This window comes from Streptomyces sp. NPDC093111 (assembly GCF_040683955.1).
In the GTDB taxonomy this organism is placed as follows: domain Bacteria; phylum Actinomycetota; class Actinomycetes; order Streptomycetales; family Streptomycetaceae; genus Streptomyces.
Genome location: NZ_JBFBNW010000015.1, coordinates 30427 through 55821, shown reverse-complemented (window position 1 = coordinate 55821; position 25395 = coordinate 30427). Strand labels below are relative to the sequence as shown.

Here is a 25395-nt window from a genome sequence, read left to right as displayed (position 1 = left end):
CCGGCGGGGTGAACCCGGCCGGGGGCGGACGCCGTCGCCGTACCGTCAGGAGACGGTGATGAAGCGGGCGATGCTCGGCACCCCGTGGGTGTCCAGGGCGAAGAGCATGTAGGTGCCCGGCAGGACCACGCCCTTGTCGGCCGGGATGGACACCGTGTACGTGCCGGTGCCGGCGGCCGTGGAGGTCAACGGGACCCGCCGCTGGTCGTTGTCCGTGGAGTGGGTCGCCGCGGCGGCCCGTACCAGGACGAAGGAGGACACCGTCCCCTCTGTGCCGACGGTGAGCGTGCTGCCTGCGGCGGCCCGGGGCGGCACGCCGCCGGTGATGACGGGTCGCGGCTTGGCCGACCCGTCGGCGTTGAGCAGGTACGGCGGGGTGAACACGGCGCCGTCGGAGTGGTTGGTGGCGCAGTCGCCGCACAGTCCGCCGCCGCCGGAGAAGACCCGGCCGTCGGGCAGCAGGTTGGCCACGCTGTGGTAGTTGCGCGGGATCGCCATGCTGGCGAGCGGGGTGAAGCGTCCGGTCGCCGGGTCCCACAGCTCGGGGGTCAGTACGGACGTGGCGTCGCTGAACGGGACGGGGAACGCCTGCCCGCCGAACACGGCGACCTTCCCGTCGGGCAGGACGACGCTGTTGCCGAAGGCGCGGGCGTGGTCCATGTCGCCGGTGCGGGCGGCCCGGACCTGGGTGCCGTCGACACTCACGGTGTACGCGCGCCGGGTGGCGGGCGTGTTCTGGTAGCCGGGCGAGCCGCCCAGGGTGAGCAGTTTGCCGATGTCGTACGCGACGGCGTTGCCGGTCATGGCGTCCGGGCTGTCGGCCCGGGTGCCGGCGGAGGTGAGGGTGCCGTTCCCGCTGGTCGTGATCCAGTTCATCCGCTTGCTCGGGCCCAGCTGGAGCACCTTGCCACCCGAGGTGGCGTACAGCCACATGTGGTTGTCGGCGCGGTAGGCGCCGGCGGGGTCGGCGGTCATCGCCGGGACGGCGGAGACGCCGGGCAGCTTGCGCCAGGTGCGGGTGTCCGGGGACCAGACCTCGCCGGCCTTGTCCCCGGCGGTTCCGCTCCAGGATCCGCCGAGGACGAAGGCCTCGCCGGTGGAGAGCAGGGTCATGGCCTGGTAGCCGCGGGCGATGTTCATGCTGGCCGTCGAGGACCAGGTGTCGGTGGCCGGGTCGTAGATGCTCGCCTTGTCGGCGTTGCTGCCGCCGGTGACCAGGACCCTGCCGTCGGCGAGCATGGCGATGCCGGGGCAGAACATGTCGTGGCCGGTGTTGTCGATGCGGCGCTGGGTGACCTTGCCGGTCTTGAGGTCCAGGATCGCGGTCTGGGTGTAGCCGTTGCTGCCGCCGAAGCGGTCGATCGCGTACGCCGACCAGGCGAGGAGTTTGTCGCCGGGCAGGACGGCCGTGGCCACCGGCACCAGGGGGAAGCCGGTGACCCGGCTCCAGGAGCCGTGGACGCCCGGGGACGCCGGTCCGCTCAGGCGTATCTCGGCGGCGGAGGCCCAGGGTCCGCGGCTGCCGGCTTCGCGGGTCACGGTGAGGCGCAGGTAGCGGGCGTTGACGGTGCGGGTGAACGTGGCGGTCTTGACGGTGTCGTCGTCGCGCCAGGTGCCCGAGGCGACCGCCGCGCCGAAGGTGGTGCCGTCGGTGCTGGTGGTGACGGTGTACGTGCCCGCGCGCCCGTTGGGGCTGTCCTTGCGGGGCTGGTAGACCAGGGCGGAGACGGCGGTCGTGCGGTGGGTGTCGATGGTGAGGGTGTGCGGCAGCGGGGCCGGGGTGCCGGACCACCTGCTGTGCCAGAGGGTGGCCGCGTCGCCGTCGAGGACGTTGGCCGCGCGCCCGTTCTCCTTGGCGGTCTCCTCGTCGCTCGCCGTGGCCGTCCAGCCGGTGCGCGGCAGGTCGACGGTGGCCGCCGGGGTGCCGGGGTCGCCGAGCAGGTTGAGTTCGGCGGCGGAGGTCCACGGGCCGCGCTTGCCGGCCTCGGTGGCGGCGGTGAGCCGGACGAACCGGGCGCCCTGCGGGGCGAATCCGAGGGTCTTGGCGCTGGCGTCGTCGGCGAGGGTGCCGGTGGCGACCGGGCTGCCCCAGGCGCGGCCGTCGGTGCTCACACTGATGCTGTACTCGCCGACGCGCCCGTTGGCCTTGTTGTCGGTGCGGGGCTGGTAGACGAGCGCCGAGACCACGGTCGTGCGGTGCATGTCGATCGTGATGGTGTGCGGCAGCCGGGCCGGGGTGCCGGACCACCTGCTGTGCCAGAGGGTGGCCGCCTTGCCGTCGAGGACGTTGGCGGCGCGCCCGTTCTCCTTGGCGGTCTCCTCGTCGCTCGCCGTGGCCGTCCACCCGGTCCGGTCGAGGACGGGGGCCATCGGCTCCATGGCGTTCGCCGGGGCGACGCCGTGGTGCGGCGACTGCTGCGCGGTCTGCTGGCTGAAGCGGGTCGGCGGAGGCGTCGGGCCCCGACCGGCCGGCCCCGCGGCGACGCCGAGCCACGGGGTGCCTCCGACGAGCAGCGAGCCGAGACCGAAGGCGATGAGCACGTGGGAGCGGCGCAGCGCTCGGGCACGGGCGTGGACGCGTCTGGGCAGCAATCGGACCTCCTGGGCTGACCGTGAACAGAGCTGCGGATCCCTAGAAGATACGGGCGCCATGGTTCAAATCAACCGTGGTTCGCTGGAGTTGACGCGAACCGGTGGGCCTGTGGACGGTCGGGGGGCGTTCCCGCCCCCGAACTCCGGGACACCGGTCAGGCGGAGTGACTCCTGAGCCTGGCGAGGAGATGGACGATGCGCTGCTGTGCGGCTTCCTCGCCCCCGTACCGGACGGGCGGGGCGGGCTCGGCGGAGAGGGCGTACGGGCGGGAGCGGGCGGCCTTCCGGTCGCGGTGCGCGTCGACCGCCGCGCCGATGATCCAGGAGCCGCCGACCGGGGCCCGGTCGGCCTGCGGGGGACGGGAGTGCGCGAGGTACGGGACGGCGGGTGCCGGAGGGGGCGTGGGGGCGACGGGGATCCGGACGACGTGGCTGAGGGCGCGACCCTGCGGGTGCTCGTGCGTGGTGAGGTCTCCGCCGTGGGCGTCGATGATCCGGCGCGCGACGAGCACGTGGGCGGGGTCGTTGACGGCGCGGGGGCCGGAGATCTCGATGCGCAGGTGGTCGCCGCGCAGCCCCGCCGTGATGACGACGGTGTGGTCGGCCTGGGGCACGGCTTGGACGTGCGGGCGGGCCGAACCCGCGGAGGTGACTCCGGAGGCGTCGGCGATCAGGTGGGCCAGGGCGGTCGCCGCGCGCCCGGGATCGAGTGCGACGACGACGGGCGGGGCATGCACGGCGAACCGCGTCCCGTGCGCGCCGGTGAGCGCGGACGCCTTGTCGATGGCCGCGGTCACGAGGGTGCCGAGTGTGGTGGGGTGCCGGGTGACGGCGACCGCCACCACTTCCCGCCGCCGGGCCTCCGGGGCGCTCGTGGCGGGTCGGTCGGAGCGGTCGGATCGGCCGGATCGGTGGGACCCGTGGGAGAGGTCGGAGAGGTCCGGGCCGTCCGGGCGGTCCGGGCGGTCCGGGCGGTCCGGGCGGAACTCGGCGAGTGCGGCGGTCAGTTCGGCGTGGCGGGCGGCGAGGGTCGCGTACCGCTCCAGCAGTTCCTCGCGCTCCGCCGCGTGCCGCGCGATCAGCTCCTCGTAGGGCCTGCGGTCGGTGAAGGTCATGACGGCGCCGACGAGCTGGTCCCCGTCCCGTACCGGCGCGGTGGTCAGGTCGACCAGCACCGGTTCGCCGGCCTTCGACCAGAGCACCTGGCCGCGGACGCGGTGCTTGCGGCCGGACCTGAGGGTGTCCGCGAGCGGCGACTCGGCGTACGGGAAGGGGGTGCCGTCGGCTCGCCTCGCGAGGATCAGCGGGTGCAGCTCGGCGCCGTCGAGTTCGGCGGCGCGGTAGCCGAGGATCTCCCCGACGGCCGGGTTGACGAGGACGACGCGCCCGTCGGTGTCGGTGCCGACGACGCCCTCGGCCGCGGCGCGCAGGATCATCTCGGTCTGGCGTCGGCAGCGGGCGAGTTCGGCCTCGGTGTCGAGGGTGGCGGCGAGGTCCCGGACGACCAGCATGAGCAGCTCGCCGCCGGAGTGGCCGCCGTACGAGTCGTGGGCCTCGCGCCCGTCCTCCAGGACGGTGCCGGTCACCTCCACCGGGAACTCGGCGCCGTCGGTGCGGCGCGCGGTCGTCCGCGTCGGCTGGGTGCGGCCCCGCTCGCCCGCCGGATCCGGGCCAAGCGCCAGGCCGGGGAGCGGCCGCGGCGCGAAGGACGGCAGGAGGTCGAGCAGCCGGCACCCGACGAGCGGGGTGCCGGGCGTCTCGAACATGCCGAGGGCGATCGTGTTGGCGTGGACGACCGTGCCGTCGCGATCGACGAGCACGAGGCCGTCCGGGAGGGCGTCGAGGAGGGCGGAGAGGCGAGCGGTGTCTCGGGAGAGGGGCGGGACCATGGCGACGTTTCCTTTCCGGGCCTGGGAGCCGGCAGGGGTCCGTGCGATGCCGGGACGGCCGGGACGCCCGAACCTGCGCGGTGCCGAGGGGGAGGCCCGACGGTGATGCGGCGAGCTGCTGGAACCCAACCATTCGTTGATGCCATATACGAGGCACAGGGGCGTCGGCAGGTGATCCTTAAGGGACACTTGAGGTCGAGATCAGGCGGGGATGAGACAGCGGGAAGGCCACCCGTTCATGGCATGAGAAAACACCAATCCCCTTGCTGTGCATGCCACATCAGAAGAACCCCTATGCCATACTTCTCTTGCGTGCGAGAGGTCTTCCGGTCTCCCTGGAACACCTCCGCCCTGTCCGGCCCCCGCCAGTGGACAAGGGCCCACCCGCACGCACTCCGCACGGCGCGGATGGTCCGGTCTCCCCCGTCCGGTCGTCCGCGCCGTGCACCTTCTCCGCCCCCCTCCGCCCCTTCTCCGCTCCTTCCCCACTCCTTCCGGCTCCCCCGCAGCGGCTACGCCGTCAGGGAGCGGTGCCGTCCCGTGGGCCGGAGCGCGTCCGCGGGCGTCCCGTCGGCACCGGCCACGCCCTCGTCGTGGACGGCCGAGGGCAGTTCCAGGACGTAGGTGCTGCCGCTGACGCCCGGCGCCCGGTGCGTGCGGAGCGTTCCGCCGTGGGCGGTGGCGATGCCCTGGACGATGTCGAAGTGCTCCCGCGCGCCGCCGTTGTAGGGGCCGCGCACCTCGATGCGCAGGAGACCGCGCTGGTGGAGCGCCGCGACGAACACGTGGTGCGGGCCGGGGTCGGCCGGTTCGCCGTCGGCGTGGACGGCATCGACATCGACATCGGCGTGGACGGCGTCGGCGTGGACGGCATCACCGTGCACGACGTCGGCTATCAGCCGGCCGACGGCGGTCGTCATGTCGTCGGGGTCCACGTGGACGAAGAACCTCGGCGCGTGGACGGAGACCTGTACACGGTTCGGTCCCGCGAGAGCCGCGGCGGCCCGCACTCCCGCCTGCACGACGTCGTCGATGGGCACCGTGCGCCGCCGCGGTCCGGCCGGTGCGCTGTCGTGGGGGTGCGGCCGGGACCGGGTGTCCACGAGGGCCATCGTCATGCGCACGTCGGCGACCAGGGCTTCGAGGCTGACGGTCGCCTCGGGCCACAGCGGGCGGGAGCCGTCGTCGGCGAGCCGGCCCATCTCGGCGTGGAGGTGGTGCAGCGCCCCCATCACCGGTCCGGCGAGGAACTCGGTGAGCTCGCGGGTGCGGTCCACGGCCCGGTCGGTGCGCTTCCGCTGCTGTTCGAGCTCCGCCTTGTGGTCGCCGCAGCGGATCTGCGCGGCGACGTACTCGTCGGCGAGCTTCTCGTAGGGGCCGCGGTCGGTCAGCGCGACGACGGCGCCGACGTTCCGGCCCTCCTGGGTGACGGGGCGGACGGAGACGTCCGCCGTCAGGCGGGTGCCGTCGCCGGTCCTCAGCTCCTGCGCGGGGATCCTGCTCGCGCGCCCGGTCCGCAACGCCCGGGCCAGCGGGGCGTCCTCGTCGTCCATGGGCTCGCCGTCGTACCCGAGGGAGGTGAGCAGGGCGAGGAGCTCACGTCCGCCGAGTTCGGACGCCTTTCCGCCGAGCAGACGGGCCGCCGCGGGGTTGACCAGGTCGATCCTCCCCTCCGCGTCGGTCCCGATCAGCGCCTCGTCGGCGGTACGGAGCACGGCCTCGGCCTGGAGGAGGGAGCGCGCCAGCGTCGCCCGGGCGTCCTCGTCCGGCGTCATGTCCCTCAGGGAGACGACCAGGGAGGAACCGTAGGGGAGGCCCTCGTGGACCGCGTGCCGGTCCAGCCGTGCGGTGCCGATCTCGGCGGCGAAGCTCCGGCCGCCGGCCGCCAGGGCGGTCGTCCGGAGCCGGGCCCCGTGCGGGGTTCCGGAGGGCTCGGTGGCCGCCGGAAGGCGGGTCAGGTTCCAGTCGAAGGACGGCAGGAAATCCAGTACGCCCCGCCCCTCGACGGTGTGTCGTTCGTGCCCGAGCAGGGCGGCCGCGGCCAGGTTGGCCCTGACCACGGTTCCGTTGTCGTCGACGATCAGCACGGCGTCCGGGAGGAGGTCCAGGACCTGCCCGCGAGGCGCCGGCCTCTCGGAGGAGAGCACCGCATGGCTGTTCTCGAAGTTCACCGCTGATTTCTTCCTGCCTGTCGGGCCGCCCATGGACTCCGGCCGAGCCGAGCCGTCGCGTGTCCACCGCCGGTCATGTGCCCTGCGCCACCGGCACATCGAAACACAGGAGGAGTGGCCTCATATGTCTTTATGCCCAGACTTATGACTCGCTTAAGGCGCACATCGGTCAGCACCGTCGATGTCACGGCCACGCGTCTCCGGGGAGGCATATGTCCGAGCGCGCCCGGCCTGCGCCACAGGCGACTCGGCGGCCCCGGCGGAGACATCCGTCGCCATCTTCGTTTACCTCGCAATTTCTTAGTCCCAAATTGGCCGCACGACCAATAGGAGTGCCGTCATGGCATGCCGAGGGACGAAATCCGGACATGTGAAAGCGATGCCTTACAGTGGTCGTCGGCTTACGCAGTGGGCTATGGGCGACGGGCCGCGGGCAACGAGGCCCGGAAGGGCCCGGGGCGGGTTCGCCGCCGCGCGGCACCACTGACGTGGGCCTTCTCCGGACAAGCGGAAAAGCGGAAGGCGATAACGGAAAAGCGACGAGGCGGTGCCACACGCCTCCGACTCCATTCGACGAAGAGAGAAACATGCCGGGAGAAACGGAACTCACGTCCGCGTACAGCAGCAAGGTCGCCGACGATCTCGAACACAATGTGGCGGAACAGGAACGCATCCGCGCCGAACTGGCGCGCCTGACGGCCGAGCTCGACGGGCTGATGCACGACCACGGCGTTCTGCTCAATCTTCAGCAGGCGCTCCAGGCCGGTTCCCAGGCGTCCGGCCGCCCGCTCCCCCGGCAGAAGAACGGGAAGGGCGGAAAGGACGGAAAGGGTTCCGGAGCCGGAAAGGTCACGCTCGTCGAGCTGATCCGCCATCACCTCGCCGCGAGCAGCGCTCCCTGCTCCGCTTCCGAGGTGACGACCACCCTCAGCGAGCAGCACCGCGACCGGCGCATCCAGACCACCGTCGTGCGCACCTCCCTGGAGAACCTCGTCGCCAAGGGGCACGCGCACCGCACCAAGCAGGGCTCCTCCGTCCTGTACACCGCGGCCGTCCCGTCGCCGTAGCGGACCGGAACCGCCGCCGACCCTCCCGCCCTTCAGGGCCGTCCGGGACACCCGAGACACCCGGGATGCCCGGGATGCCCGAGACACATGTCATCCTAGGACGCCGACGTGTGCGGGAGGGATTAACACGGGCTTTCCGATGCCTTAAAGATCATTAACCGGGCGGGCCCGCGACCCCGCCCATGGCGTGCCATCCCCGCCCCGTGGCCAACATGCCAGCATATGCCACGTAACACCCACTCGGCGCGACACATACCCCGACACATTGGGAGACATATGTGTCCCGTAGCGTGCTCGGCATGGCAAAGGTTCTTCTCGTCGCGGGCGACCCGTCCTTCCGCTCCGCCCTGCGCGGCTGCCTCTCGGAGGCCGCGTACAGCGTGCGGGACCGCGGGACGGCTCTGGGCGCCCTGCGCGCCGTGCTGGACGAGCCGTTCGACCTGGTGCTGCTCGACCGGGACCTGCCCGACCTCGACGGCCTGGAGATGCTCGGGATGCTCCGCGCCTTCTCGGAGGTCCCCGTCGTCGTCATGACGGCCCGGCACGACGACCGCGAGAAGGCGCGGGTACGGGGCCACCGGGCCGCCGACCTCCTCGTCAAGCCGTTCTCCCTGGAGCAGCTCATCGCGAGGATGACCACGGTGCTGCGCCGGGCGGCCGCCGGCACCGGGGGCCTGTCCTCCGACGTCGTGCGGGTGGGCGGGCTCGTCGTCGACGCGCCGCGCCGCCGGGCCTCCCTCGACGGCACCCCGATCGACCTGAAGCGCAAGGAGTTCGACCTCCTGGAGTTCCTGGCACGGCGCCCCGGGGTCGTCGTGGCGCGCGACGAACTGTTCCGGCGGGTCTGGTTGCAGACGTACCGCGGTGAGCACACCGTGGACGTCCATCTCTGCTGGCTGCGCCGGAAGCTGGGGGAATCGGCGGCCCGGCCCCGGTATCTGCACACGGTCCACCGCGTCGGCATCAAGCTGGAGGCCCCGGAGGCGTCGGAGGCGTCGCTCTGAGGAAGGGCCGCGACGGGCCGCTCGCGCGTTCACGGCTGGCCGCCGCACCTGCTCGCGAAAACGGTCAGAGGCCGCTTCAGATCACTCTGAAACGGCCTCTGACCGACGACTCTTTCGAGTCGGGACGACAGGATTTGAACCTGCGACCCCTTGACCCCCAGTCAAGTGCGCTACCAAGCTGCGCCACGTCCCGGTGCCCGTCTGCCTCCGGTGTGTCCCCGGCGGCTGCGTGCAAGAGAACATTACCTCACTTCACGGGGTGGATCACCACACGGGGTGTCACCGGGTGGGGCGGCGGACAATGGGGGGATGGACAGGGATCGGGACCGGGACGGGCGGGCGCGGAGTGCGCGGCCGAGGGACGGGCTCGGGCGGCCGTTGCCGTACGGGGCCGAGGGGGTGCCGCGGCAGCCTGAGGGGCTGGTGCGGGCGCCGGGCGAGACGGTGCGGGAGGCGCAGCGCCTGCTGGACGCGGGGATGCCGTTCCACGCGCACGAGGTGTTCGAGGACGCCTGGAAGTCGGGGCCCGGGCGGGAGCGCGACCTGTGGCAGGGGCTCGCCCAGCTGGCCGTGGGCCTCACGCACGCGGCGCGCGGGAACGCGCCGGGGGGTGCGCGGCTGCTGCGGCGGGGGGCGGAGCGGGTCGCCGGGTACGCGGCGGGGCCCGGGGCCGCGACGTACGGGGTCGATGTCGCCGGGGTGGTGGCGTGGGCGCGGGGGCTGGCCGCCCGGGTGGAGACGGCCGGCGCCGCCGTGCCGGACGCGGCGGCGGAGGCGCCGCGGCTGCTGCTCAGCGGGTGAGGAGCAGTTCCTCCGGCGAGCGGTGGATGAGGGTCGGGCGCATGACCGGGGCGGGTCCGTTCGCGAGGCGGAGGTCGGGGAGGCGGGCGGTCAACACCTCCAGGGTGGTGCGCAGTTGGACGCGCGCGAGCCGGGAGCCCGGGCAGCCGTGCCGGCCGTGGCCGAAGGCCAGGTGGCTGGCGTGTGGCCGGGGGCGGGTGATGTCGAAGACGTCGGGGTCGCGGTGCCGGGCCGGGTCGCGGTTGCCCGAACCGTACGCGAGGAAGAGGGTCGCCCCGGCGGGCAGTTCGGTGCCGGCGAGGACGACGGGGCGGGTGGTCGTGCGGCGGAAGCCCTGGACGGCCGGGTCGTAGCGGGCCGCTTCCTCGACGGCGGCGGGTATCAGTTCCGGCCTGTGGCACAGCAGCCGCCACTGGTCGGGGTGGCGCAGCAGGTGCAGTACCGTCCCGCCGATCAGGGCGGTGGTGGTGAGGTGGCCGGCTATCAGCAGGTTCTGGAGGTCGGCGACCAGCTCGCAGCGCTGGTCGCCGGTGAGGTCTCGCGGTCCCCGGCCCGGTCCCGCGTCGGGGGCGAGCGCGCCGACCATGGTGCTGATCAGGTCGTCCCGGGGCCGTGCCCGCCGGTCGCGGGCGTAGCGGTCGAGGAGCCGCTGGAGGGCGAGGACGTCCTCGGCGGCCTCGATCTGTTCCTCCTCGGACAGGGGGCGGAACAGGAGGCGTTCGGCGCTGTACGAGCCGTGGACGGCCGCGGGCACGTCGGCCGGGTCGAGGCCGAGCAGCCGGCCGACGACGGCGCCGGGCAGGCGGCCCGCGTAGTGCGCCATGAGGTCGGCCCGGCCCCGCGCGGCGAGCGTGTCGGCGAAGGCGTCCGCCAGGCTCTCCGCCTGCCGGCGGACGTACGGGGTGAGGGCGGCGGTACGGGTGGCCGACAGGCCGCTGTCGAGCGGGGCCCGGTGGCGGCTGTGGGCCGGGCCGTCCGTGGAGACGACGGTCGGCCGGGCCGCGAAGCCCCGCGCGAGGACGGCGAGCGCGGCGGGGCCGGGCAGGACGTCCGGGCGCAGGGCCTGCGCGGAGGAGAAGTCCTCCGGGCGCAGGAGCACCTCGCGGATGTCGGCGTCGCGCGCCACCAGCCAGGCGTCGAGGGCGGGGACGAAGGTCAGGCCCTCCGCGCGGCGGGCACGGGCGTAGAGGGGGTACGGGTCGCGCTGGAGCGCGTCGAGCACGGTGTGCCGTTGCCGTCGGGCCTGGTCCGGGTCCACGGGGTGCCTCCTCGCGAGCGCCGAGAGGGACGGGGCAGTGCGCCGCCGCGCCGGGTCCCGCCGCCCATGGTGCCGAGGGTGCCGGCCGGTGAACAGGGGGCGGGAGCCCGGGCGGCCTGAAAGGGCCCCGCCCGTGACGGCGTCCCGGCCCGCCGGTCGCGGTTCAGGTCCCGCTCTGCCCCAACACCTCGGTCAGCACCGCCGTATGGCTCACCGCCGGGTCCTTCGCCGCCGTCAGCAGGGTCACCGGGCCCTCGGCCACGCGGGCGCGCAGGGACGCCAGGGCCTCGGCGGCGGGCGGTTCGGCGAGTTCCCGCTCGTAGCGGCGGCGGAACTCCTCGAAGGCCCCGTCCGGGCCGTGGTACCAGCGGCGCAGTTCGGTGGAGGGGGTCAGGGCCTTGGGCCACTCGTCGATGTGGGCGTCGGCCTTGGCCAGGCCGCGGGGCCAGAGACGGTCGACGAGCACCCGCAGTCCGTCGTCCGGCTCGGGCGGCTCGTAGATCCGCCGCACGCGGACTCCGGAGGGGGAGGCGGGGGAGGCCGGGGAGGTCGGGGAGGTCGGGGGCGTGGGCTCGGGCATGGGATCAGGGTGCCGGAGGGGTGGGCGGTTCACATCTCGGGGGTGCGCGGGGCCTGGAGGGTGTGCGGGGCCCTGGGGGGTGTGCGAGGCCCTGAGGGGTGTGCGAGGCCCTGGGGGGGGCGGGGCCTGGGGGGTGCGGGGGCCTAAGGGGTGTGCGGGGCCTGGGGATGCGCGGGGCCTGGGGGTGCGCGAGACCTGGCGGGGTGCGCGGGGCCTAAGGGGTGCGCGGGGCCTAAGGGGTGCGCGGGGCCTAAGGGGTGTGCGGGGTGTCGGTGGCCGTCGTGTCCCGTACGCGCAGGGCGGGCAGCAGGACGGCGTCCACGAAGGTGCGCAGGGTGTCCGGGTCGGCGAAGCGGTCCTCGAAGAGGCGCTCGATGCGGAGCATGCCGAGGAAGCTGGGGGCGACGAAGCCGATGGCGGGATTGCCGGCGTCGATCTCGCCGCGTTCGACGGCGCGCCGCAGCATCGCGTCGAGGGCCGCGACCTCGGGGGCGATGACGGTCTCGCGCAGCGCCGCGCGCAGGTCGGGGTGCTGGATGTACGCCTGGCTGACGGCTTCCATCAGCTCAGCGTCCCGGTCGCGGCTGGAGGCGGCGACGCCGGCGGCGGCGCGCAGGTCGCCCACGAGGGAGCCGGTGTCGATGCCGGTGAAGACGGCGCAGCGGCGCTTGTCGAGGGCGGCGGTGACGAGGCGGGGTTTGGTGCCCCACTGACGGTAGAGCGTGGCCTTGCCGCACTTGGTGCGGGCCGCGACGCCCTCCATGGTGACCGAGTCGTAGCCGCCCTCACGGAGCAGGCAGATCACGGCCTCGTACAGCTCCGTCTCCCGCTCGGGGGTGAGCTTGCCGCGCTTCGCGGCGGCGGTCGCGGCCTGCGTGGACATCGATTTCCTCCCGGACACCCCGTACCCAGCGGACAGCTGTCTCTGCACATACGAGAGTAGGGGGTGCACAATCGAGACGCAAACGTATCGAGACGCTTGCGTCTCGATGAATTCGGATCTAGAGTTCCTCCGTTTGCTGTCCGAATTGACGGAAAAAGGGGCCGACCCATGGCTGCCGGGATACGCGGGATACGGACATCACGTCCTGCAGGACCGGGGATGGCGGCTACCCCCAGACCGCCCCTCGTGCGTGAGCTGCTGCTCGTGACGGCGCTCTTCCTCGTCTACAAGTTCGGCCGGCTCTTCGCCAACGGACACGAGACCCGCGCCTTCCACAACGCCGACCGCGTGTGGGACTTCGAGCGGGCCCTGCACCTCCCGGACGAGGGAACGATCCAGCAGCTGCTCCTGCACGGCGAGGGCCTGATCCGGGCCGCCAACACGTACTACGCGGCCGTGCACTTCCCCGCGACCCTCGCCTTCCTGGCCTGGCTCTACTGGCGCCGGCCCGCGCACTACGTCTGGTCGCGCCGGGTCCTCGCGCTGCTGACCGGCGCCGCGCTCGCCCTGCACCTGCTCCTGCCGCTGGCGCCGCCGCGGATGCTCGCCGCGACCGGTCTGATCGACACCGCCCAGGTGTACGGACCCTCCGTGTACGGCGCGACGCCCGAGACCGACTCGATGGCGAACCAGTTCGCCGCCATGCCCTCCCTGCACTTCGGCTGGGCCCTGATGGTCGCGATCGGGCTGATCGCCGCGACCTCCTCGCGCTGGCGCTTCCTGTGGCTGCTGCACCCGCTGCTCACGCTGCTGGTCGTCGTCGGCACCGCCAACCACTACTGGTCCGACGCGCTCGCCGCCGCCGTCCTGCTCGGGCTCGCCCTGCTCGTCGTGCCCGCCGCGGACCGGACGACCGGAGCCGGCGCCCTCGCGCCACCCGCCCCCGCCCCCACCCCTGCCACCGTCGGAGCGCTGCGATGAGCCCCGCCACCGGGACCGCCGTCGCGATCCTCCTCTCCCTCGTGTCGGCCGCCGGGTACGCCCTGGCCGCCGTCGCCCAGTCACGGCTCGCCTCCGCCTCCGCCGGCGGTCCCGGGGCGCTGCGCCGGCTGCTCGCCCGCCCCCAGTGGTGGTGGGCGGTCGGCCTGAACGCCGCCGGCGCCCTCGCCCACGTGGCCGCCCTGCACTACGGGCCGCTCACCCTCGTCCAGCCGCTGGGCGCGCTGACCCTGGTCGCGGCCCTGCCGATCGGCGCGTACGGCGCGCGCCGGCGGGTCACCCGCGCCGAGTGGCGCGGCGCGCTGTGGACCCTGGTGGGCCTGGTGGGCCTGGTGGCGGTCACCGGACCCGCCGCCCCCGGCGAGGCCCTGGACCTGCGCGAGGCCCTGATCGTCACGGTGGCCACGCTGTTCCTCATCGGACTGCTCGCCTCCCGCTCGCGCGCCCGCGCGGGGACCGCCTCCCGGGGGCGCGGGCTCGGCCACGCCACCGCGTCCGGCATGGCCTCCGGGGTCGGCTCGGCGCTGACCCAGACCCTGACCACGGCGCTCGCCCGCGACCTGCCCGGCGGCCCGACCGGGTGGTGGCAGACCGCGCTGCTCGCCGTGCTGATCGCGACCTTCGCGGTGGGCGGGCTGCTGCTCTCCCAGGCCGCCTACCGGGGCGGGCTCGCCGCGCCGCTCGCCGTCGTCAACCTCTCCAACCCGGCCGCCGCCGCCGTCATCGGCGTGGCGCTACTCGGCGAGACCTTCCGCGCGGGCGCCTGGGGCTGGGCGGTCGCTGCCGTCGCCTCCCTGGTGGCGGCCCGAGGAGTGGTCCTGCTGACGACCGGCCTGGGAACGGAGGACACCGCGGCCGGACCGGAGCCCGCGCGCGAGAACCTGCTCGACGGCATCCCGGAGCCCGCGCGCGGGACCCTGCTCGACGGCATCCCGGAACCGGCCGGGCGCGCCACGGGCATCGAGCCCGGACCGTCGGCCGAGGCACCGTCGGCCGGCCTCCTGTCGGGCCTGCCCCTGCCCCTCACCGTTCCCGGTCCCGGTCCCGCTCCCCTGACCGTCGTGCCTCCCGTGCCCGAGCCCGCGCGCTGAGCCCGCCGCCTGGCGGCTTCCGCCGGGGTGCAGGCTCACCTGAGCCGGCACCCCGACCTCCATCCCCACCCCCACCACCCCTCACGCCCCACCCCTCCCACCTCTCCATCTCGTCATCTTGACGACAACCGGAATCCCCTCCTATCGTCATCCTGACGACAAGGGGAGGTCCCACATGGCCGACATCACCCGGCGGGCCGGCTGGCGCCATCTGCGCTCCGCGCCCACCGCCCACATCCGCTACCACCGCGGCGGCCGGATCGTCCACGACGGCGCCGGGCTCAGCTTCTGGTTCCGGGCCCTGTCCGCCGCCCTCTCCGAGGTGCCCGTCGACGACCGCGAGCTGGCGATGGCCTTCCACGCCCGCACCGCCGACTTCCAGGACGTGAGCGTCCAGTCCACCGTCACCTACCGGATCGCCGACCCCGGCGCCGCCGCCACCCGGCTCGACTTCTCCGTCGACCCCGACACCGGGGTCTGGCGCGGCACCCCGCTGGAGCAGATCGCCGGTCTCCTCACCGAGAGCGCCCAGCAGCACGCCCTCGACGTGCTGGCCCGCATCCCGTTGGCCGAAGCTCTCGTCGACGGGGTCGCGGCCGTACGGGACCGGATGGCGGCCGGTCTCGCCGCCGAACCACGCCTGCCGGACACGGGCATCGAGGTGGTGGCCGTACGGGTGGTGGCGCTGCGCCCCGAGCCCGAGGTCGAGCGGGCCCTGCGCACCCCGGCCCGCGAACAGATCCAGCAGGAGGCCGACCGGGCCACGTACGAGCGGCGGGCGGTCGCGGTGGAACGCGAACGCGCCATCGCCGAGAACGAGCTGGCCAGCAAGATCGAGCTGGCCCGGCAGGAGGAACGGCTCGTCGACCAGCGGGGCATCAACGCCCGGCGCGAGGCCGAGGAGAGTGCCGCCGCCGACGCCGTACGGGCCGAGGCCGAGGCCACGCGCACGGTACGGCTGGCGCGCGCGGAGGCGGAGGCGGCACGCGAGGTCGGCGCTGCGCGCGCCGAGGCGCAGACCGCCTGGCTGCGGGCGCACGCGGACGTGCCGGCGGCGACGCTGCACGCCCTCGCCGCGACCCGGGCGGCCGAGCAGTTGCCGAGGATCGAGCACCTCACCCTCTCGCCGGACGTCCTCACCGGGCTGCTCGCGCGGCTGGGCGGCGGTACGGGCTCGTGAGCCTGGCCCCGCGCGCGGTGCTCGTCCACCGCACGACCGAGTACCAGGAACTGCTCGCCCGGCACGGGACGCACGGGCAGGCCGCGTTCTTCCTGGCCGCGCGGGGGCGTTCGGCCGACGAGGTCCGGGAGCGCCACGAGCGGTCCGCGCGGGCGCTCGCCGAGGTGGCGGCCGCGGTGCCGCTGCGGTGGCGGCGGGCCCAGGTCGAGCGGGCCGACCTGGACCGTTTCCTCTTCGGCCCCGAGGACGTGGTCGTGGTGGTCGGCCAGGACGGCCTGGTGGCCAACGCGGCCAAGTACCTGACGGGTCAGGCGGTCGTCGGCATCGACGTCGAACCGGGGCGCAACCCGGGCGTCCTGGTCCGCCACCGGCCGGCCGACGCCCACCGGCTGCTGCCGTCCGCCACGGGGGTGCGGACGGCGGTGGACAGCCTCACCATGGCCGAGGCCGTCACCGACGACGGGCAGAGACTGCTCGCGCTCAACGAGGTCTACGTCGGCGCGCCCGGCCACCAGACCGCCCGCTACACCCTCCAGGCACCGTCGGGGCCGGCGGAGCGGCAGGCTTCCTCGGGCGTCCTCGTCGGCACCGGCACGGGCGCGACCGGCTGGCTGCGCTCGCTCTGGCACCAGCGCTCCAGCGCCGTCCCGCTGCCCGCGCCGACGGCCCCGCGGCTCGCCTGGTCGGTCCGCGAGGCCTGGCCCTCGCCGGCCTCCGGCACCGGCCGCGTGGAGGGCCTGCTCGGGGCCGGGGACGCGCTCCGGCTCACGGTCGAGTCGGACCGGCTGGTGGCGTTCGGCGACGGGATGGAGTCCGACGCCCTGGAGCTGACCTGGGGTCAGTCCGTACGGGTGGGGATCGCGGAGACGGCGCTGCGGCTGGTGGGGTGACGGCCGGCTCGCCGGAGAAGGGGCCGCCGGTACGGGGCGGCGGACGGCCCTCCGAGGTCGGCCGGAAAGCGACGGCGCCACGTCATGGGGGCGGGGCGCCGCCGCTATGCTCGGCGGCTCCCCGCCTCCCGCGCGTGCCGCGATCCGTCGCCCGTCGCCCCTGATCTCCCCTCCGTCATCCGTCATCCGTCATCCGTCATCCGCCGAAGGGACCCCCATGACCCTGCAGATCACCCGTGCCTCCCTCCAGGACTGGGCGCTGGTGCGCGACTGGGCGGCCGACGAGGGGTGGAACCCCGGCGTCTCGGACGCCCCGGCGTTCTTCGCGCAGGACCCCGAGGGCTTCTTCCTGGGGCGGCTCGACGGGGAGCCGGTCTCGGCGATCTCGGTCGTCAACTACGGCGACGCGTATTCCTTCCTGGGGTTCTATCTCGTCCGCCCCGACCAGCGCGGTCTCGGCCACGGTCTCGCGACCTGGCGGGCGGCGCTCGCGCACGCGGGCGAGCGGACCGTGGGGCTCGACGGGGTGCCGGCGCAGCAGGACAACTACCGCAGGTCCGGGTTCGCGCCGGCCTACCGCACCGCCCGTTTCGTCGGAGAAGTCCCGGTGACCGGAGGAGCGGTGGCCGGGGTGGTGCCCGCGGAACGGGTGGATCAGGCCGCCCTCGCCGCGTACGACGCCGGCTGTCACCCCGCCGAGCGTCCGCGCTTCCTGACGTCCTGGCTCGCGACTCCCGGCCACCGCGCGCTGGTCCGGCTGACCGACGGGCGGGTCACCGGCTACGGCGTGGTCCGGCCGGCCGAGCAGGAGGCCCGCGTCGGGCCGCTCTTCGCCGACACCCCCGCCGACGCGGCGGCCGTCCTGGACGCGCTCGCCGCGGAGGCCCGCGCGTTCGGGTCGGAGCGGATCGCCGTCGACATGCCGGAGGCCAACCCGGCCGCTGCCCGGCTCGCCGAGGAACGGGGCCTGGAGCCGACCTTCGAGACGGCCCGGATGTACACCGGACCGATCCGCCCGATCGCGACGGACCGCGTCTTCGGAGTCACCACCCTCGAACTCGGCTGACCCGAAGGCGGGGTGGGCGGCAGCCTAACGCCCCCACCCCGCCCCGCCACCGGTCCACCCCGACACACCACCCGCCGACGCCCCTCCGCGGCCACCCCCAGCCCCAAAGCGCTCCGGACTCCCCCAGCCCCGACCGCGCCCCGGGCTCACCCGGCCACCCCAGCCTCGAACACACTCCGGACTCCCCCAGCCCCGACCGCGCCCCGGGCTCACCCGGCCACCCCAGCCTCGAACACACTCCGGACTCCCCCAGCTCTGACGGCGCCCCGGGCTCCACGGCCGTCCCAGCCTCGGCCGCACTCCGGACTCCCCCCGGGCCTTCCCCGACCCCGAGCACGCTTCGGCCGCCCCCAGGCCCACCCGATCCGCGCCGTATCGGCCGCTGCTCGGCCGGCCCCGCGCCCGGCGGTCCCTCGGGCCTGCCCCACGAGCCCGGCCCCTTCCCCCCTCCTCCGGCGCCCTCGCGTCGTAAACCTCGTGGGTCCCCTTTTCTCATGGGGCGGTTTCCCCACCCCTCCCCCTCCCTCCCCCGAGGGGTGACAAGGGTTTTCCCCGTATCGGGTTCACCTCGGATTTCCCTACTGTCTGCCGCACCGGCGGATCCCCTCCACCCCTCTCCACCTGTCAGGTGCATGAGAAGGGCTCAGTGATGTCCACCGGGGACGGCCTTGACCCGGGCCGTCGCGTCGGTGGCGGCGCACGGGCCCCCACGCCCAGGGAGACGACGGACGCGACCCCACTTCGCCCCGCGGATCCCGCGCCGCCGCCACTGCTCCACTCACGTCGTACTCGAAAGGGCCACACCTTGAACGGTTCCAGGCGGAGAGTCATATCCGTGGTCGTCGCGAGCGCCGCGATCCTCGGCGCCGCTGCCACCACCACCGGGGCGTTCGCCGCCGTCCCGGCCGCTGCCACCCCGAAGCCCGTCCCGGCCTCCCAGTCGATGGCCGCGCTGCCCAGCGCCCCGGTCGACAAGGTCATCGTGACCTACAAGTCCTCGTCCGCCGAGGCGGGTTCCAACACCGCCGCCAAGAGCGACACGGCCGACAAGGCCGCCAAGACCGGCGAGAAGCTCTCCTTCGAGCGCCGCCTGGCCGGCGGCGCGGCCCTGGTCGACCTGGGCGGTTCCGCCTCCAAGCAGGACGTCGCCGAGGTCATGGACGCGTTCCGCGCCGACCCGCAGGTCGCCTCCGTGGAGCCGGACATCCGCGCGTACGCCATGGCGGTCACCCCCGACGACACCGACTACGCCAAGCAGTGGGACCTCTTCGAGCCCACCGGCGGCATGAACGTGCCGACCGCCTGGGACAAGACGACCGGTTCGGGCGTCACCGTCGCCGTCATCGACACCGGCTACGCCGCCCACTCGGACGTGGCGTCCAACGTCGTCCCCGGCTACGACTTCATCTCGACCTCCGCCGACGCCCGCGACGGCAACGGCCGTGACGCGGACTCGAAGGACGAGGGCGACTGGAACGCCACGGACGGCGAGTGCGGCACCGGCTCCAAGGCATCCAACTCCTCCTGGCACGGCACCCACGTGGCCGGCACCATCGCCGCGGTCACCAACAACACCAAGGGCATCGCGGGCATCGCGTACAACGCGAAGATCCAGCCCGTGCGTGTGCTCGGCAAGTGCGGCGGCTCGTCCTCCGACATCGCCGACGCGATCACCTGGGCCTCCGGCGGCACCGTGCCGGGCGTCCCGGCCAACCCGACCCCGGCCAAGGTCATCAACATGAGCCTGGGCGGCGCCAGCGCCACCTGCCCGAGCGTCTACCAGAACGCGATCAACGGCGCCGTCTCGCGCGGCACCACCGTCGTCGTCGCCGCGGGCAACAGCAACGCCAACGCGTCCGGCTTCACCCCGGCGAACTGCTCGAACGTCATCACCGTGGCGGCGACCAGCCGTGAGGGCAACCGGTCCTTCTACTCCAACTTCGGCACGATCGTGGACGTGGCGGCCCCGGGCGGCGAGACCCGTCGCGCGACCGACACCCCCGGCACCGTCACCACGCCCGAGAACGGCATCTACTCCACGCTGAACTCCGGCGCCACCGTCCAGTCGGCCGAGACCTACAAGCCCTACCAGGGCACCTCGATGGCGGCCCCGCACATCGCCGGTCTCGCCGCGCTCCTGAAGTCCGCCAAGTCGACCCTGACGCCGGCCGACATCGAGTCCGCGATCAAGGCCAACGCCCGCCCGCTGCCCGGCACCTGCACCGGCGGCTGCGGCACCGGCATCGCCGACGCCGCCAAGACGGTCGACGCGGTCACCACCACCCCGCCCGCCGGCACCGTCTTCACCAACGCGACCGACGTCACCATCGTGGACAACGCCACCGTGTCCTCCTCGATCGCCGTCACCGGCCGCACCGGCAACGCGCCGGCCGCCCTCAAGGTCGGCGTGGACATCAAGCACACCTGGCGCGGGGACCTGGTCGTCGACCTGGTCGCCCCCGACGGCACGGTGCGCAACCTGAAGGCGTCCTCCTCGTCCGACAGCGCGGACAACGTGCTCGCGACCTACACGGTCGACGCGTCCAGCGAGGTCGCCAACGGCACCTGGAAGCTGCAGGTCCGGGATGTGGCCTCGGGTGACACCGGCTACATCGACTCGTGGAGCCTGACCTTCTAGATCGGCCGGCTTCCCGTCAGAACCACCCCCCACATCAGCATCACCGCTGGTCAGCGAAGCGCTCGTGGTCTACACCACGGGCGCTTCCTGGTGCCCGTGACGGACCGTCGGCCGACGCCCGCCGTCCGTATGCCGGACACAGGGCCTGGACTGGGGCGACAGGCTCCGTATTCTCTGCCCCATGGGGCTCATGGGCCGGGCCCCGAGGGCCGGAGGGTGGTGGAAGCATGACGACAGCGCCCCCGGCGCCCGTCGGCCGGGAGGAACTCCTCGCCCGCCTCGAACGCGTGCTGCAGTCGCGGGGCCGCGCACTGCTCACCGGGCCGGCCGGGGTCGGCAAGACCGAGGTCGCCCTGGCCGCGGCGGCGCGCGCGGCGGCGCGCGGCGAGACCGTGCTGTGGCTGGCCACGCTCCCCGCCGACCGGGACATACCCGGCGCGACCGCGGCCGCCCTGCTGGCCTCGGTCGCGGCCACCGTCACCTGGCCCGCCGCCCCGCCCGTACCGGACACCCCGACGGGTGCGCCCCCGGGTACGCCCCCGGCCGCACCGGCGGGCGCCGCGCACGGCGCGTCCGGAATCCCGCACCGCGCGCCGGGCGCCAAGGACGAGGACCCGGCGTTCCCGGAGCCCCGGCGTCCGGCCCTCGACGCCGCCGTCCCCGCGTACCGCTCCACGCCCGCGTACGACACCGCGCCGTCCGGCCCCCCGGCCGCCGCGCCCGGTCCGTTCGGCGTCTCCGCCGCCGGGGTCTTCGACGCGCTGCCGGGTCCGCAGCGGACCGCGGTGGCCATGCTCTGCCGCGAGGCCCCGCTGCACGAGGGCGGCTGGGACCCGATCGCCCTGCGGCTCGGGATCGCCCGGATCCTGCGGGCGCTCACCGCGTGCGGCCCCGCGCTGCTCGTCGTCGACGGTGTGCAGCACATCGACCCCGACAGCGCCGACCTGCTCCGCTTCGCCCTGCACCTGGCCCCGCCCGCGCTGCGGGTGGTCTCCGTGGAGACGCCGGAGGCGTACGAGGCGTACGGCACGCAGGACCCGCACGACACGCATCTGTGGGTGCCGTCCGAGGCGGACGTGCTGCTCGTGCCGCCGCTGCACGCCGACGAGATCGCCGAGCTCCTCATCCACCACCGGCTGCCGTCCCGGATGGCCGGGCGCATCCACAAGGCCAGCGGCGGCAATCCGCGCCTCGCGCTCGCCGTGGGCCGCTCGCTCGCCGACGCCCGCACCCCGGTGCACCACGCCGAGGCGCTGACCCTGTCCGGCCGGGCCCGTGACCTGGCCCGGCAACTCCTCGGCACCGCGCCGCAGGACGTGCGCGAGACCCTGCTCCTGGCGGCGCTCGCGCTGCGCCCCTCGGCGGCGCTGGTCCGCCGGGCGGGACGGCCCAACGCGGAGGCCGACCTCGCGGCGGCCGAGCGGGCCGGGCTGGTGTCGCTCGCCGAGGACGGCACCGTCGCGTTCACGGCGGGGCTGCTGCCGTCGACGCTGGTGCACGACGCCTGCTGGGCCGAACGCAGCGCGGGGCACGCGGCGTTGGCGCAGGTCGTGGACGATCCCGTCGAGGCGGTACGGCACCGGGCGCTCGCCACCGACGCGCCGGACGAGGAGCTGGCCGCCGAGGTCGGCGCGGCGGCGGACCTGGCCCGGGGGCGCGGCAACCGGGCGCTGGCCGCCGAACTCGCCCTGCTGGCGGCCGAGTCGACGCCCGGCCAGTACGGTCCGCGGCGGATCGCCCGGCTCGTCGACGCCGCCGAGGAGGCCGCCCGGGCGGCCCGCGCCGATCTGGCCATGCGGGCCGCGACGGACCTGCTGGCCCGCGACGCGGTGCCCGCCGACCGGGTGCGGGCCCGGCTCGCCGTCCTGGACACGGCGGGACAGGGCCTGACCGGGCTCGACGAGATGTACGTCCACGCCATGGAGGACTCCGAGGGCGACACCGCGCTGCGGGCGGCGGTGCAGCTGCGCCTGGCCGTCAAGTACGTGCTGGCGGACGGCGATCCGCTGCGTTCGCGGGCGGCGGCGGTGGAGTCGGCCGCGCTGGCCGCCTCGATGGGCGATCCGCGCACGGCGGCGCAGGCCCTGACCGTACAGGCCCGGATGGAGCGGGCGCTCGGCTCCTCGGACGCGGACGCGGTGCTCGCGCAGGCCAGGGCCCTGGAGACGGCCGAGCGGCCGTCCGGGATCCGCAACGCCGCCCAGATCCTGACGATCCGTCACGCCCTGTTCGACGGGCGTCTGGTGGACGCCCGCGACCAGTTGAACGCGCTGCTGCCGCTGGTGCAGCGGCGGGGTTCCGTCGAGGACGCCATCGAGCTGTTGAGCACCCTCGCCGAGATCGAGTCCCGGCTGGGGCCCTGCTCGGCGGCCCTGGCGCACGCGGGCCAGTCGCTCGGGCTCACCCTGGAGGCGGGTCTGTCCCCCGGGCCCGCGTGGTACGCCCTCGCGCTCGCGGAGACCGCGGGCGGCAGCTTCGGCCGGGCGGCGAGCTACGCCCGGCGCAGCGTGCAGGCCTCGGAGGAGGAGGGCGACCGGGTCTTCCTGTCCCGCAGTCTGTACGCGCTGGGCCGGGTCCAGCTGGTCAACGGGGACGTCGCCGCCGCGCTGGAGACGCTGCGCCGGGTCGAGGCGAACGAGCGCGCGCAGTCCACGGTCGACCCGTCGATGCTGCGCTGGCACGAGGAGCTGGCGGAGGCGCTGCTCGCGCACGACGCCGTCGACGAGGCCACCGCGGTCCTCGCGGAGGTGCGGCCGGTGGCGCAGCGGCTGGGGCGCACCTCGGTGCTGCTCGGCTGCGACCGGGCGTACGCGCTGTGCCTGGCGGCGGAGGGCCGCACCGACGAGGCGGCGGAGCTGCTCGCCGGTACGGCGGGGCGCTTCGCGCGGGCGGGGCTGCCGTTGGAGCGGGGCCGGGCGCTGGTCGCCCTGGCCCGGGTCGAGCGCAAGCGCCGGCGCAGGTCCGCGGCGGCGAGCGCGCTGCAGGAGGCCGCGGTGGTGTTCGAGCGGGCCGGGGCGGTGCCGTGGCTGGTGCTGACGAGCGAGACGCCGGCCGGACCGGCGGGTGAGGGTCCGGTGGGTGAGGAGGCGCTGCCCGCGCTGTCCGTGCTGACCGAGGCGGAGCTGCGGCTGGCCCGGCTGGTCGGGCAGGGGGCCAGCAACCAGGAGGCGGCGGCGAAGCTGTATCTGAGCGTGAAGACGGTCGAGGCGCGGCTGACCCGCATCTACCAGAAGCTGGACGTGCGCTCGCGCGCCCAGTTGGCGACCGCGCTCAGGCCCTGAGCCCTGGGCGGAGCGCCGGGCACCCGGACGGCGGGCGCCCGGACGGCGGACGGGCGTCGGGACGCCGGTCGGGCGGACCGGCCGGGGAGCGTCGGACCGCCGGACCGGCGTCGGGGACGTGTTCAGACCGTGAGGGGTTTCTGACCGAGGAATGCCTCCGTGGGTGCGCCGGTCGTGTACAGGTTGGGGCTCTGGGTGGGCGGCAGCTTGGCCTGGATCGCCTTGTGGAAGGTGCGGTAGTCGCCGTGGAAGGCGCCGTCGTGCCAGACGTCGAGGAGTGCCTCGGTGAAGGCGCCGTTGACGTCTCCGTCGGCGGCGACCTGGTTGTCCTGGCAGGCGGAGACGAGGATCACCGGGGGTCCCTGTCCGTCGCCCTCGGCCGCCGCGGAGGCGGCGAGCGAGCGCTGGAGGCCGTCGTAGAAGTCCCGGTCGCGTTCGTAGAGCGCGATCTGCTGGGGCTCGGGGACGTAGCGCCCCGCGACCTCGGCGGCGCCCGGCAGTTCGATGCTGCTGCCGCTGTGGCAGCAGTCGAAGAAGGTGACGATGCGTACGCCCTCGTCGAAGCGCAGGAACTCCTGGTGGACCTCGTCGTCGAGGAACTGGCGGTCGTAGAAGACCAGGGTCTCGTCGCGCCGGTCGGGTTCGTGGTCCCCGCCGGTCACGTCCGGGACCTGGCCGCCGTGGCCGGAGTAGCTGAAGAGCAGGACGTCGCCGTCCGACAGCTTGCCCGCCGCGTCGCGCAGTGCGGCGGTGATGCCGTCGACGGTGCCTTCCTTGGTGAGCAGCACGGTGGGGGCGAAGCCGGCGGCGGTGGCGATCCTCGCCATGTCGCGGGCGTCGTTCTCACAGGCCACGAGGGTGCCGTCCCAGCCGTCGTAGCGGTCGGGGTCGACACTGTTCAGTCCGACGTGCAGTGAAAGGCCGGTGGGCATGGTGGTGCCTCCTTGGGCGGGGTGAGGGGGGCACCGGGGGCGTCTGTTCGAGTGCCTGCGGGTCCGGTGCCGTGGGCGGCCCTCTCCCGCGCGGTACTTACATCGTATGAACCCGAGCGATTCCCGGCACGACCAGTTCTCCGACCGCGCCGGGTACGACGAGACCTTCCTCGGTCCCGTGGTGCCCCTGCCCCTGCCGGTGCGCGAGTCCGTGCGGACCGTGCTCCTGCCGTACACGCACTTCACCGTCGTCTTCCGGCCCGACCGGCGGCTCGCCGCGTCGACCGGCGTCTGCATCGAGGGCGCCCAGCTGCTGGAGGACGTGCCACGCGAGGACGTCTGGAACTTCGACCCGCGGCTGCCGCACGACGAGCAGACCGGCGACGACGTCTACCGCAACAACAGCCTGGACCGCGGACACCTGGTGCGGCGGCTCGACCCGGTGTGGGGCGCGGCGGGCGTGGCGGACACGGCGAACGCCGACACCTTCCACTTCACCAACGCGGCCCCGCAGGTCGACGTCTTCAACCAGGGCAAGCAGCTGTGGCAGGGCCTGGAGAACTACCTCCTGGAGCACGCGGCCGAGTACGACCGGAAGCTGGTGGTGCTCACCGGGCCGGTGCTGCAGGACGCGGACCCGCCCTACCGGGGCATCCAGGTGCCGCTGCGGTTCTGGAAGGTGGTCGCCTTCATGCAGGACGGGGCGCTGGCGTCGACGGCGTACGTGCTCGACCAGAGCCCCGACCTCAGCAAGGACGCCGAGCGGGCGCTGGCCGGGGCGACGGCGGGCGCGCCGCCGCCGCTGGGGCCGTACCGCACGTACCAGGTCCCGGTCTCGGACGTCGCGGAGATCACGGAGCTGGAGTTCGGGCCGCTGCCGGACGTGGACCTGATGCCGCCGACGCGGGCGCCGGAGGAGCGCTGGCGCCGGCTGGAGAGCTTCGAGGACATCGCGATGCAGGGCTGAGCGCGCCGCGCGCGCCCCGGGTCCGGCAGCGATTGCGGCGCTGCGGGCCCGGGGAGAGGATGGCAGGGAAGTCCGTCCTCATTCGGCGCAAGGACGGCGGACGGGT

At 74.3% G+C, this 25395-nt stretch carries 18 protein-coding genes and 1 tRNA gene; 11 read left to right on the top strand and 8 right to left on the bottom strand.

Annotated elements, in window-relative coordinates; genetic code table 11:
- Positions 1–45: 45 nt before the first annotated feature.
- From AB0Q96_RS26060 to AB0Q96_RS26050, 3 genes are all read right to left on the bottom strand, one after another.
- Positions 46–2592 carry a discoidin domain-containing protein gene (locus AB0Q96_RS26060; protein WP_365329472.1) on the bottom strand — a complete coding sequence of 849 codons (2547 nt, stop codon included), beginning with the start codon at positions 2590–2592 and terminating at the stop codon, positions 46–48.
- Between the two features lie 155 nt (positions 2593–2747).
- Positions 2748–4481 carry a PAS domain-containing protein gene (locus AB0Q96_RS26055; RefSeq protein WP_365329470.1) on the bottom strand — a complete coding sequence of 578 codons (1734 nt, stop codon included), beginning with the start codon at positions 4479–4481 and terminating at the stop codon, positions 2748–2750.
- A 512-nt stretch (positions 4482–4993) separates the two neighbouring features.
- Entirely contained in the window at positions 4994–6652 is a 1659-nt protein-coding gene (locus tag AB0Q96_RS26050; RefSeq protein WP_365329468.1) for a PAS domain S-box protein, read from the bottom strand.
- A 587-nt stretch (positions 6653–7239) separates the two neighbouring features.
- On the opposite strand from AB0Q96_RS26050, the gene AB0Q96_RS26045 reads away from it, so the two are divergent.
- Positions 7240–7719 (top strand): BlaI/MecI/CopY family transcriptional regulator, encoded by a 480-nt coding sequence (locus AB0Q96_RS26045; protein WP_365329466.1) that lies wholly within the window; start codon positions 7240–7242, stop codon positions 7717–7719.
- 299 nt (positions 7720–8018) lie between these two features.
- Complete coding sequence (locus tag AB0Q96_RS26040; protein ID WP_365329464.1) at positions 8019–8723, top strand: response regulator transcription factor; 705 nt, start codon at positions 8019–8021, stop codon at positions 8721–8723.
- Positions 8724–8842: 119 nt separating this feature from the next.
- On the opposite strand, the gene AB0Q96_RS26035 is transcribed toward AB0Q96_RS26040, so the two are convergent.
- Positions 8843–8916: transfer RNA gene (locus AB0Q96_RS26035), tRNA-Pro, on the bottom strand.
- Positions 8917–9032: 116 nt separating this feature from the next.
- Between AB0Q96_RS26035 and AB0Q96_RS26030 the strand changes: the two genes are divergently transcribed.
- Complete coding sequence (locus AB0Q96_RS26030; RefSeq protein WP_365329463.1) at positions 9033–9524, top strand: DUF309 domain-containing protein; 492 nt, start codon at positions 9033–9035, stop codon at positions 9522–9524.
- Here the strand turns inward: AB0Q96_RS26030 and AB0Q96_RS26025 are convergent.
- The 3 genes from AB0Q96_RS26025 to AB0Q96_RS26015 all read right to left on the bottom strand — a co-directional run bounded on the left by AB0Q96_RS26025 (position 9514) and on the right by AB0Q96_RS26015 (position 12245).
- Positions 9514–10782 carry a cytochrome P450 gene (locus AB0Q96_RS26025; protein WP_365329462.1) on the bottom strand — a complete coding sequence of 423 codons (1269 nt, stop codon included), beginning with the start codon at positions 10780–10782 and terminating at the stop codon, positions 9514–9516. The genes AB0Q96_RS26030 and AB0Q96_RS26025 overlap by 11 nt on opposite strands.
- 163 nt (positions 10783–10945) lie before the next feature.
- A complete protein-coding gene (locus AB0Q96_RS26020) occupies positions 10946–11362 on the bottom strand; it encodes a DUF488 family protein (protein WP_365329460.1) in 417 nt (138 codons plus the stop codon).
- 250 nt (positions 11363–11612) lie between these two features.
- Positions 11613–12245, bottom strand: coding sequence for a TetR/AcrR family transcriptional regulator C-terminal ligand-binding domain-containing protein (locus tag AB0Q96_RS26015; RefSeq protein ID WP_365329458.1), 633 nt, complete (start codon positions 12243–12245; stop codon positions 11613–11615).
- 219 nt (positions 12246–12464) lie between these two features.
- Between AB0Q96_RS26015 and AB0Q96_RS26010 the strand changes: the two genes are divergently transcribed.
- The 7 genes from AB0Q96_RS26010 to AB0Q96_RS25980 all read left to right on the top strand — a co-directional run bounded on the left by AB0Q96_RS26010 (position 12465) and on the right by AB0Q96_RS25980 (position 23390).
- Complete coding sequence (locus AB0Q96_RS26010) at positions 12465–13226, top strand: phosphatase PAP2 family protein (RefSeq protein WP_365329456.1); 762 nt, start codon at positions 12465–12467, stop codon at positions 13224–13226.
- Positions 13223–14335, top strand: a complete 1113-nt coding sequence (locus tag AB0Q96_RS26005) for a DMT family transporter (RefSeq protein WP_365329454.1) — start codon at positions 13223–13225, stop codon at positions 14333–14335. Before AB0Q96_RS26010 ends, AB0Q96_RS26005 begins: the two co-directional genes overlap by 4 nt.
- A 175-nt stretch (positions 14336–14510) precedes the next feature.
- Positions 14511–15515 carry an SPFH domain-containing protein gene (locus AB0Q96_RS26000; RefSeq protein WP_365329452.1) on the top strand — a complete coding sequence of 335 codons (1005 nt, stop codon included), beginning with the start codon at positions 14511–14513 and terminating at the stop codon, positions 15513–15515.
- Positions 15512–16405, top strand: a complete 894-nt coding sequence (locus AB0Q96_RS25995; protein ID WP_365329451.1) for a hypothetical protein — start codon at positions 15512–15514, stop codon at positions 16403–16405. The genes AB0Q96_RS26000 and AB0Q96_RS25995 overlap by 4 nt, the downstream gene beginning before the upstream one ends.
- Positions 16406–16622: 217 nt before the next feature.
- The gene (locus AB0Q96_RS25990; protein WP_365329449.1) at positions 16623–17471 is read left to right on the top strand and encodes a GNAT family N-acetyltransferase; all 849 of its coding nucleotides are present in this window, start codon (positions 16623–16625) and stop codon (positions 17469–17471) included.
- Between the two features lie 943 nt (positions 17472–18414).
- A complete protein-coding gene (locus AB0Q96_RS25985; RefSeq protein ID WP_365329822.1) occupies positions 18415–20109 on the top strand; it encodes a S8 family serine peptidase in 1695 nt (564 codons plus the stop codon).
- Between the two features lie 227 nt (positions 20110–20336).
- Entirely contained in the window at positions 20337–23390 is a 3054-nt protein-coding gene (locus AB0Q96_RS25980; RefSeq protein ID WP_365329447.1) for a LuxR C-terminal-related transcriptional regulator, read from the top strand.
- 122 nt (positions 23391–23512) lie between these two features.
- Here the strand turns inward: AB0Q96_RS25980 and AB0Q96_RS25975 are convergent, their stop codons facing one another.
- Complete coding sequence (locus tag AB0Q96_RS25975; RefSeq protein WP_365329445.1) at positions 23513–24322, bottom strand: caspase family protein; 810 nt, start codon at positions 24320–24322, stop codon at positions 23513–23515.
- A gap of 106 nt (positions 24323–24428) precedes the next feature.
- On the opposite strand from AB0Q96_RS25975, the gene AB0Q96_RS25970 reads away from it, so the two are divergent.
- Entirely contained in the window at positions 24429–25289 is an 861-nt protein-coding gene (locus tag AB0Q96_RS25970; protein ID WP_365329443.1) for a DNA/RNA non-specific endonuclease, read from the top strand.
- Positions 25290–25395 lie beyond the last annotated feature (106 nt).

Excerpts from the sequence above, each read along its gene's own strand:
- AB0Q96_RS26055 (WP_365329470.1), bottom strand. The coding sequence starts at position 4,481 with ATGGTCCCGCCCCTCTCCCGAGACACCGCTCGCCTCTCCGCCCTCCTC.
- AB0Q96_RS26045 (WP_365329466.1), top strand. The coding sequence starts at position 7,240 with ATGCCGGGAGAAACGGAACTCACGTCCGCGTACAGCAGCAAGGTCGCC.
- AB0Q96_RS26040 (WP_365329464.1), top strand. The coding sequence starts at position 8,019 with ATGGCAAAGGTTCTTCTCGTCGCGGGCGACCCGTCCTTCCGCTCCGCC.
- AB0Q96_RS26030 (WP_365329463.1), top strand. The coding sequence starts at position 9,033 with ATGGACAGGGATCGGGACCGGGACGGGCGGGCGCGGAGTGCGCGGCCG.
- AB0Q96_RS26020 (WP_365329460.1), bottom strand. The coding sequence starts at position 11,362 with ATGCCCGAGCCCACGCCCCCGACCTCCCCGACCTCCCCGGCCTCCCCC.
- AB0Q96_RS26015 (WP_365329458.1), bottom strand. The coding sequence starts at position 12,245 with ATGTCCACGCAGGCCGCGACCGCCGCCGCGAAGCGCGGCAAGCTCACC.
- AB0Q96_RS26010 (WP_365329456.1), top strand. The coding sequence starts at position 12,465 with ATGGCGGCTACCCCCAGACCGCCCCTCGTGCGTGAGCTGCTGCTCGTG.
- AB0Q96_RS26005 (WP_365329454.1), top strand. The coding sequence starts at position 13,223 with ATGAGCCCCGCCACCGGGACCGCCGTCGCGATCCTCCTCTCCCTCGTG.
- AB0Q96_RS26000 (WP_365329452.1), top strand. The coding sequence starts at position 14,511 with ATGGCCGACATCACCCGGCGGGCCGGCTGGCGCCATCTGCGCTCCGCG.
- AB0Q96_RS25990 (WP_365329449.1), top strand. The coding sequence starts at position 16,623 with ATGACCCTGCAGATCACCCGTGCCTCCCTCCAGGACTGGGCGCTGGTG.
- AB0Q96_RS25985 (WP_365329822.1), top strand. The coding sequence starts at position 18,415 with ATGGCCGCGCTGCCCAGCGCCCCGGTCGACAAGGTCATCGTGACCTAC.
- AB0Q96_RS25980 (WP_365329447.1), top strand. The coding sequence starts at position 20,337 with ATGACGACAGCGCCCCCGGCGCCCGTCGGCCGGGAGGAACTCCTCGCC.
- AB0Q96_RS25975 (WP_365329445.1), bottom strand. The coding sequence starts at position 24,322 with ATGCCCACCGGCCTTTCACTGCACGTCGGACTGAACAGTGTCGACCCC.
- AB0Q96_RS25970 (WP_365329443.1), top strand. The coding sequence starts at position 24,429 with ATGAACCCGAGCGATTCCCGGCACGACCAGTTCTCCGACCGCGCCGGG.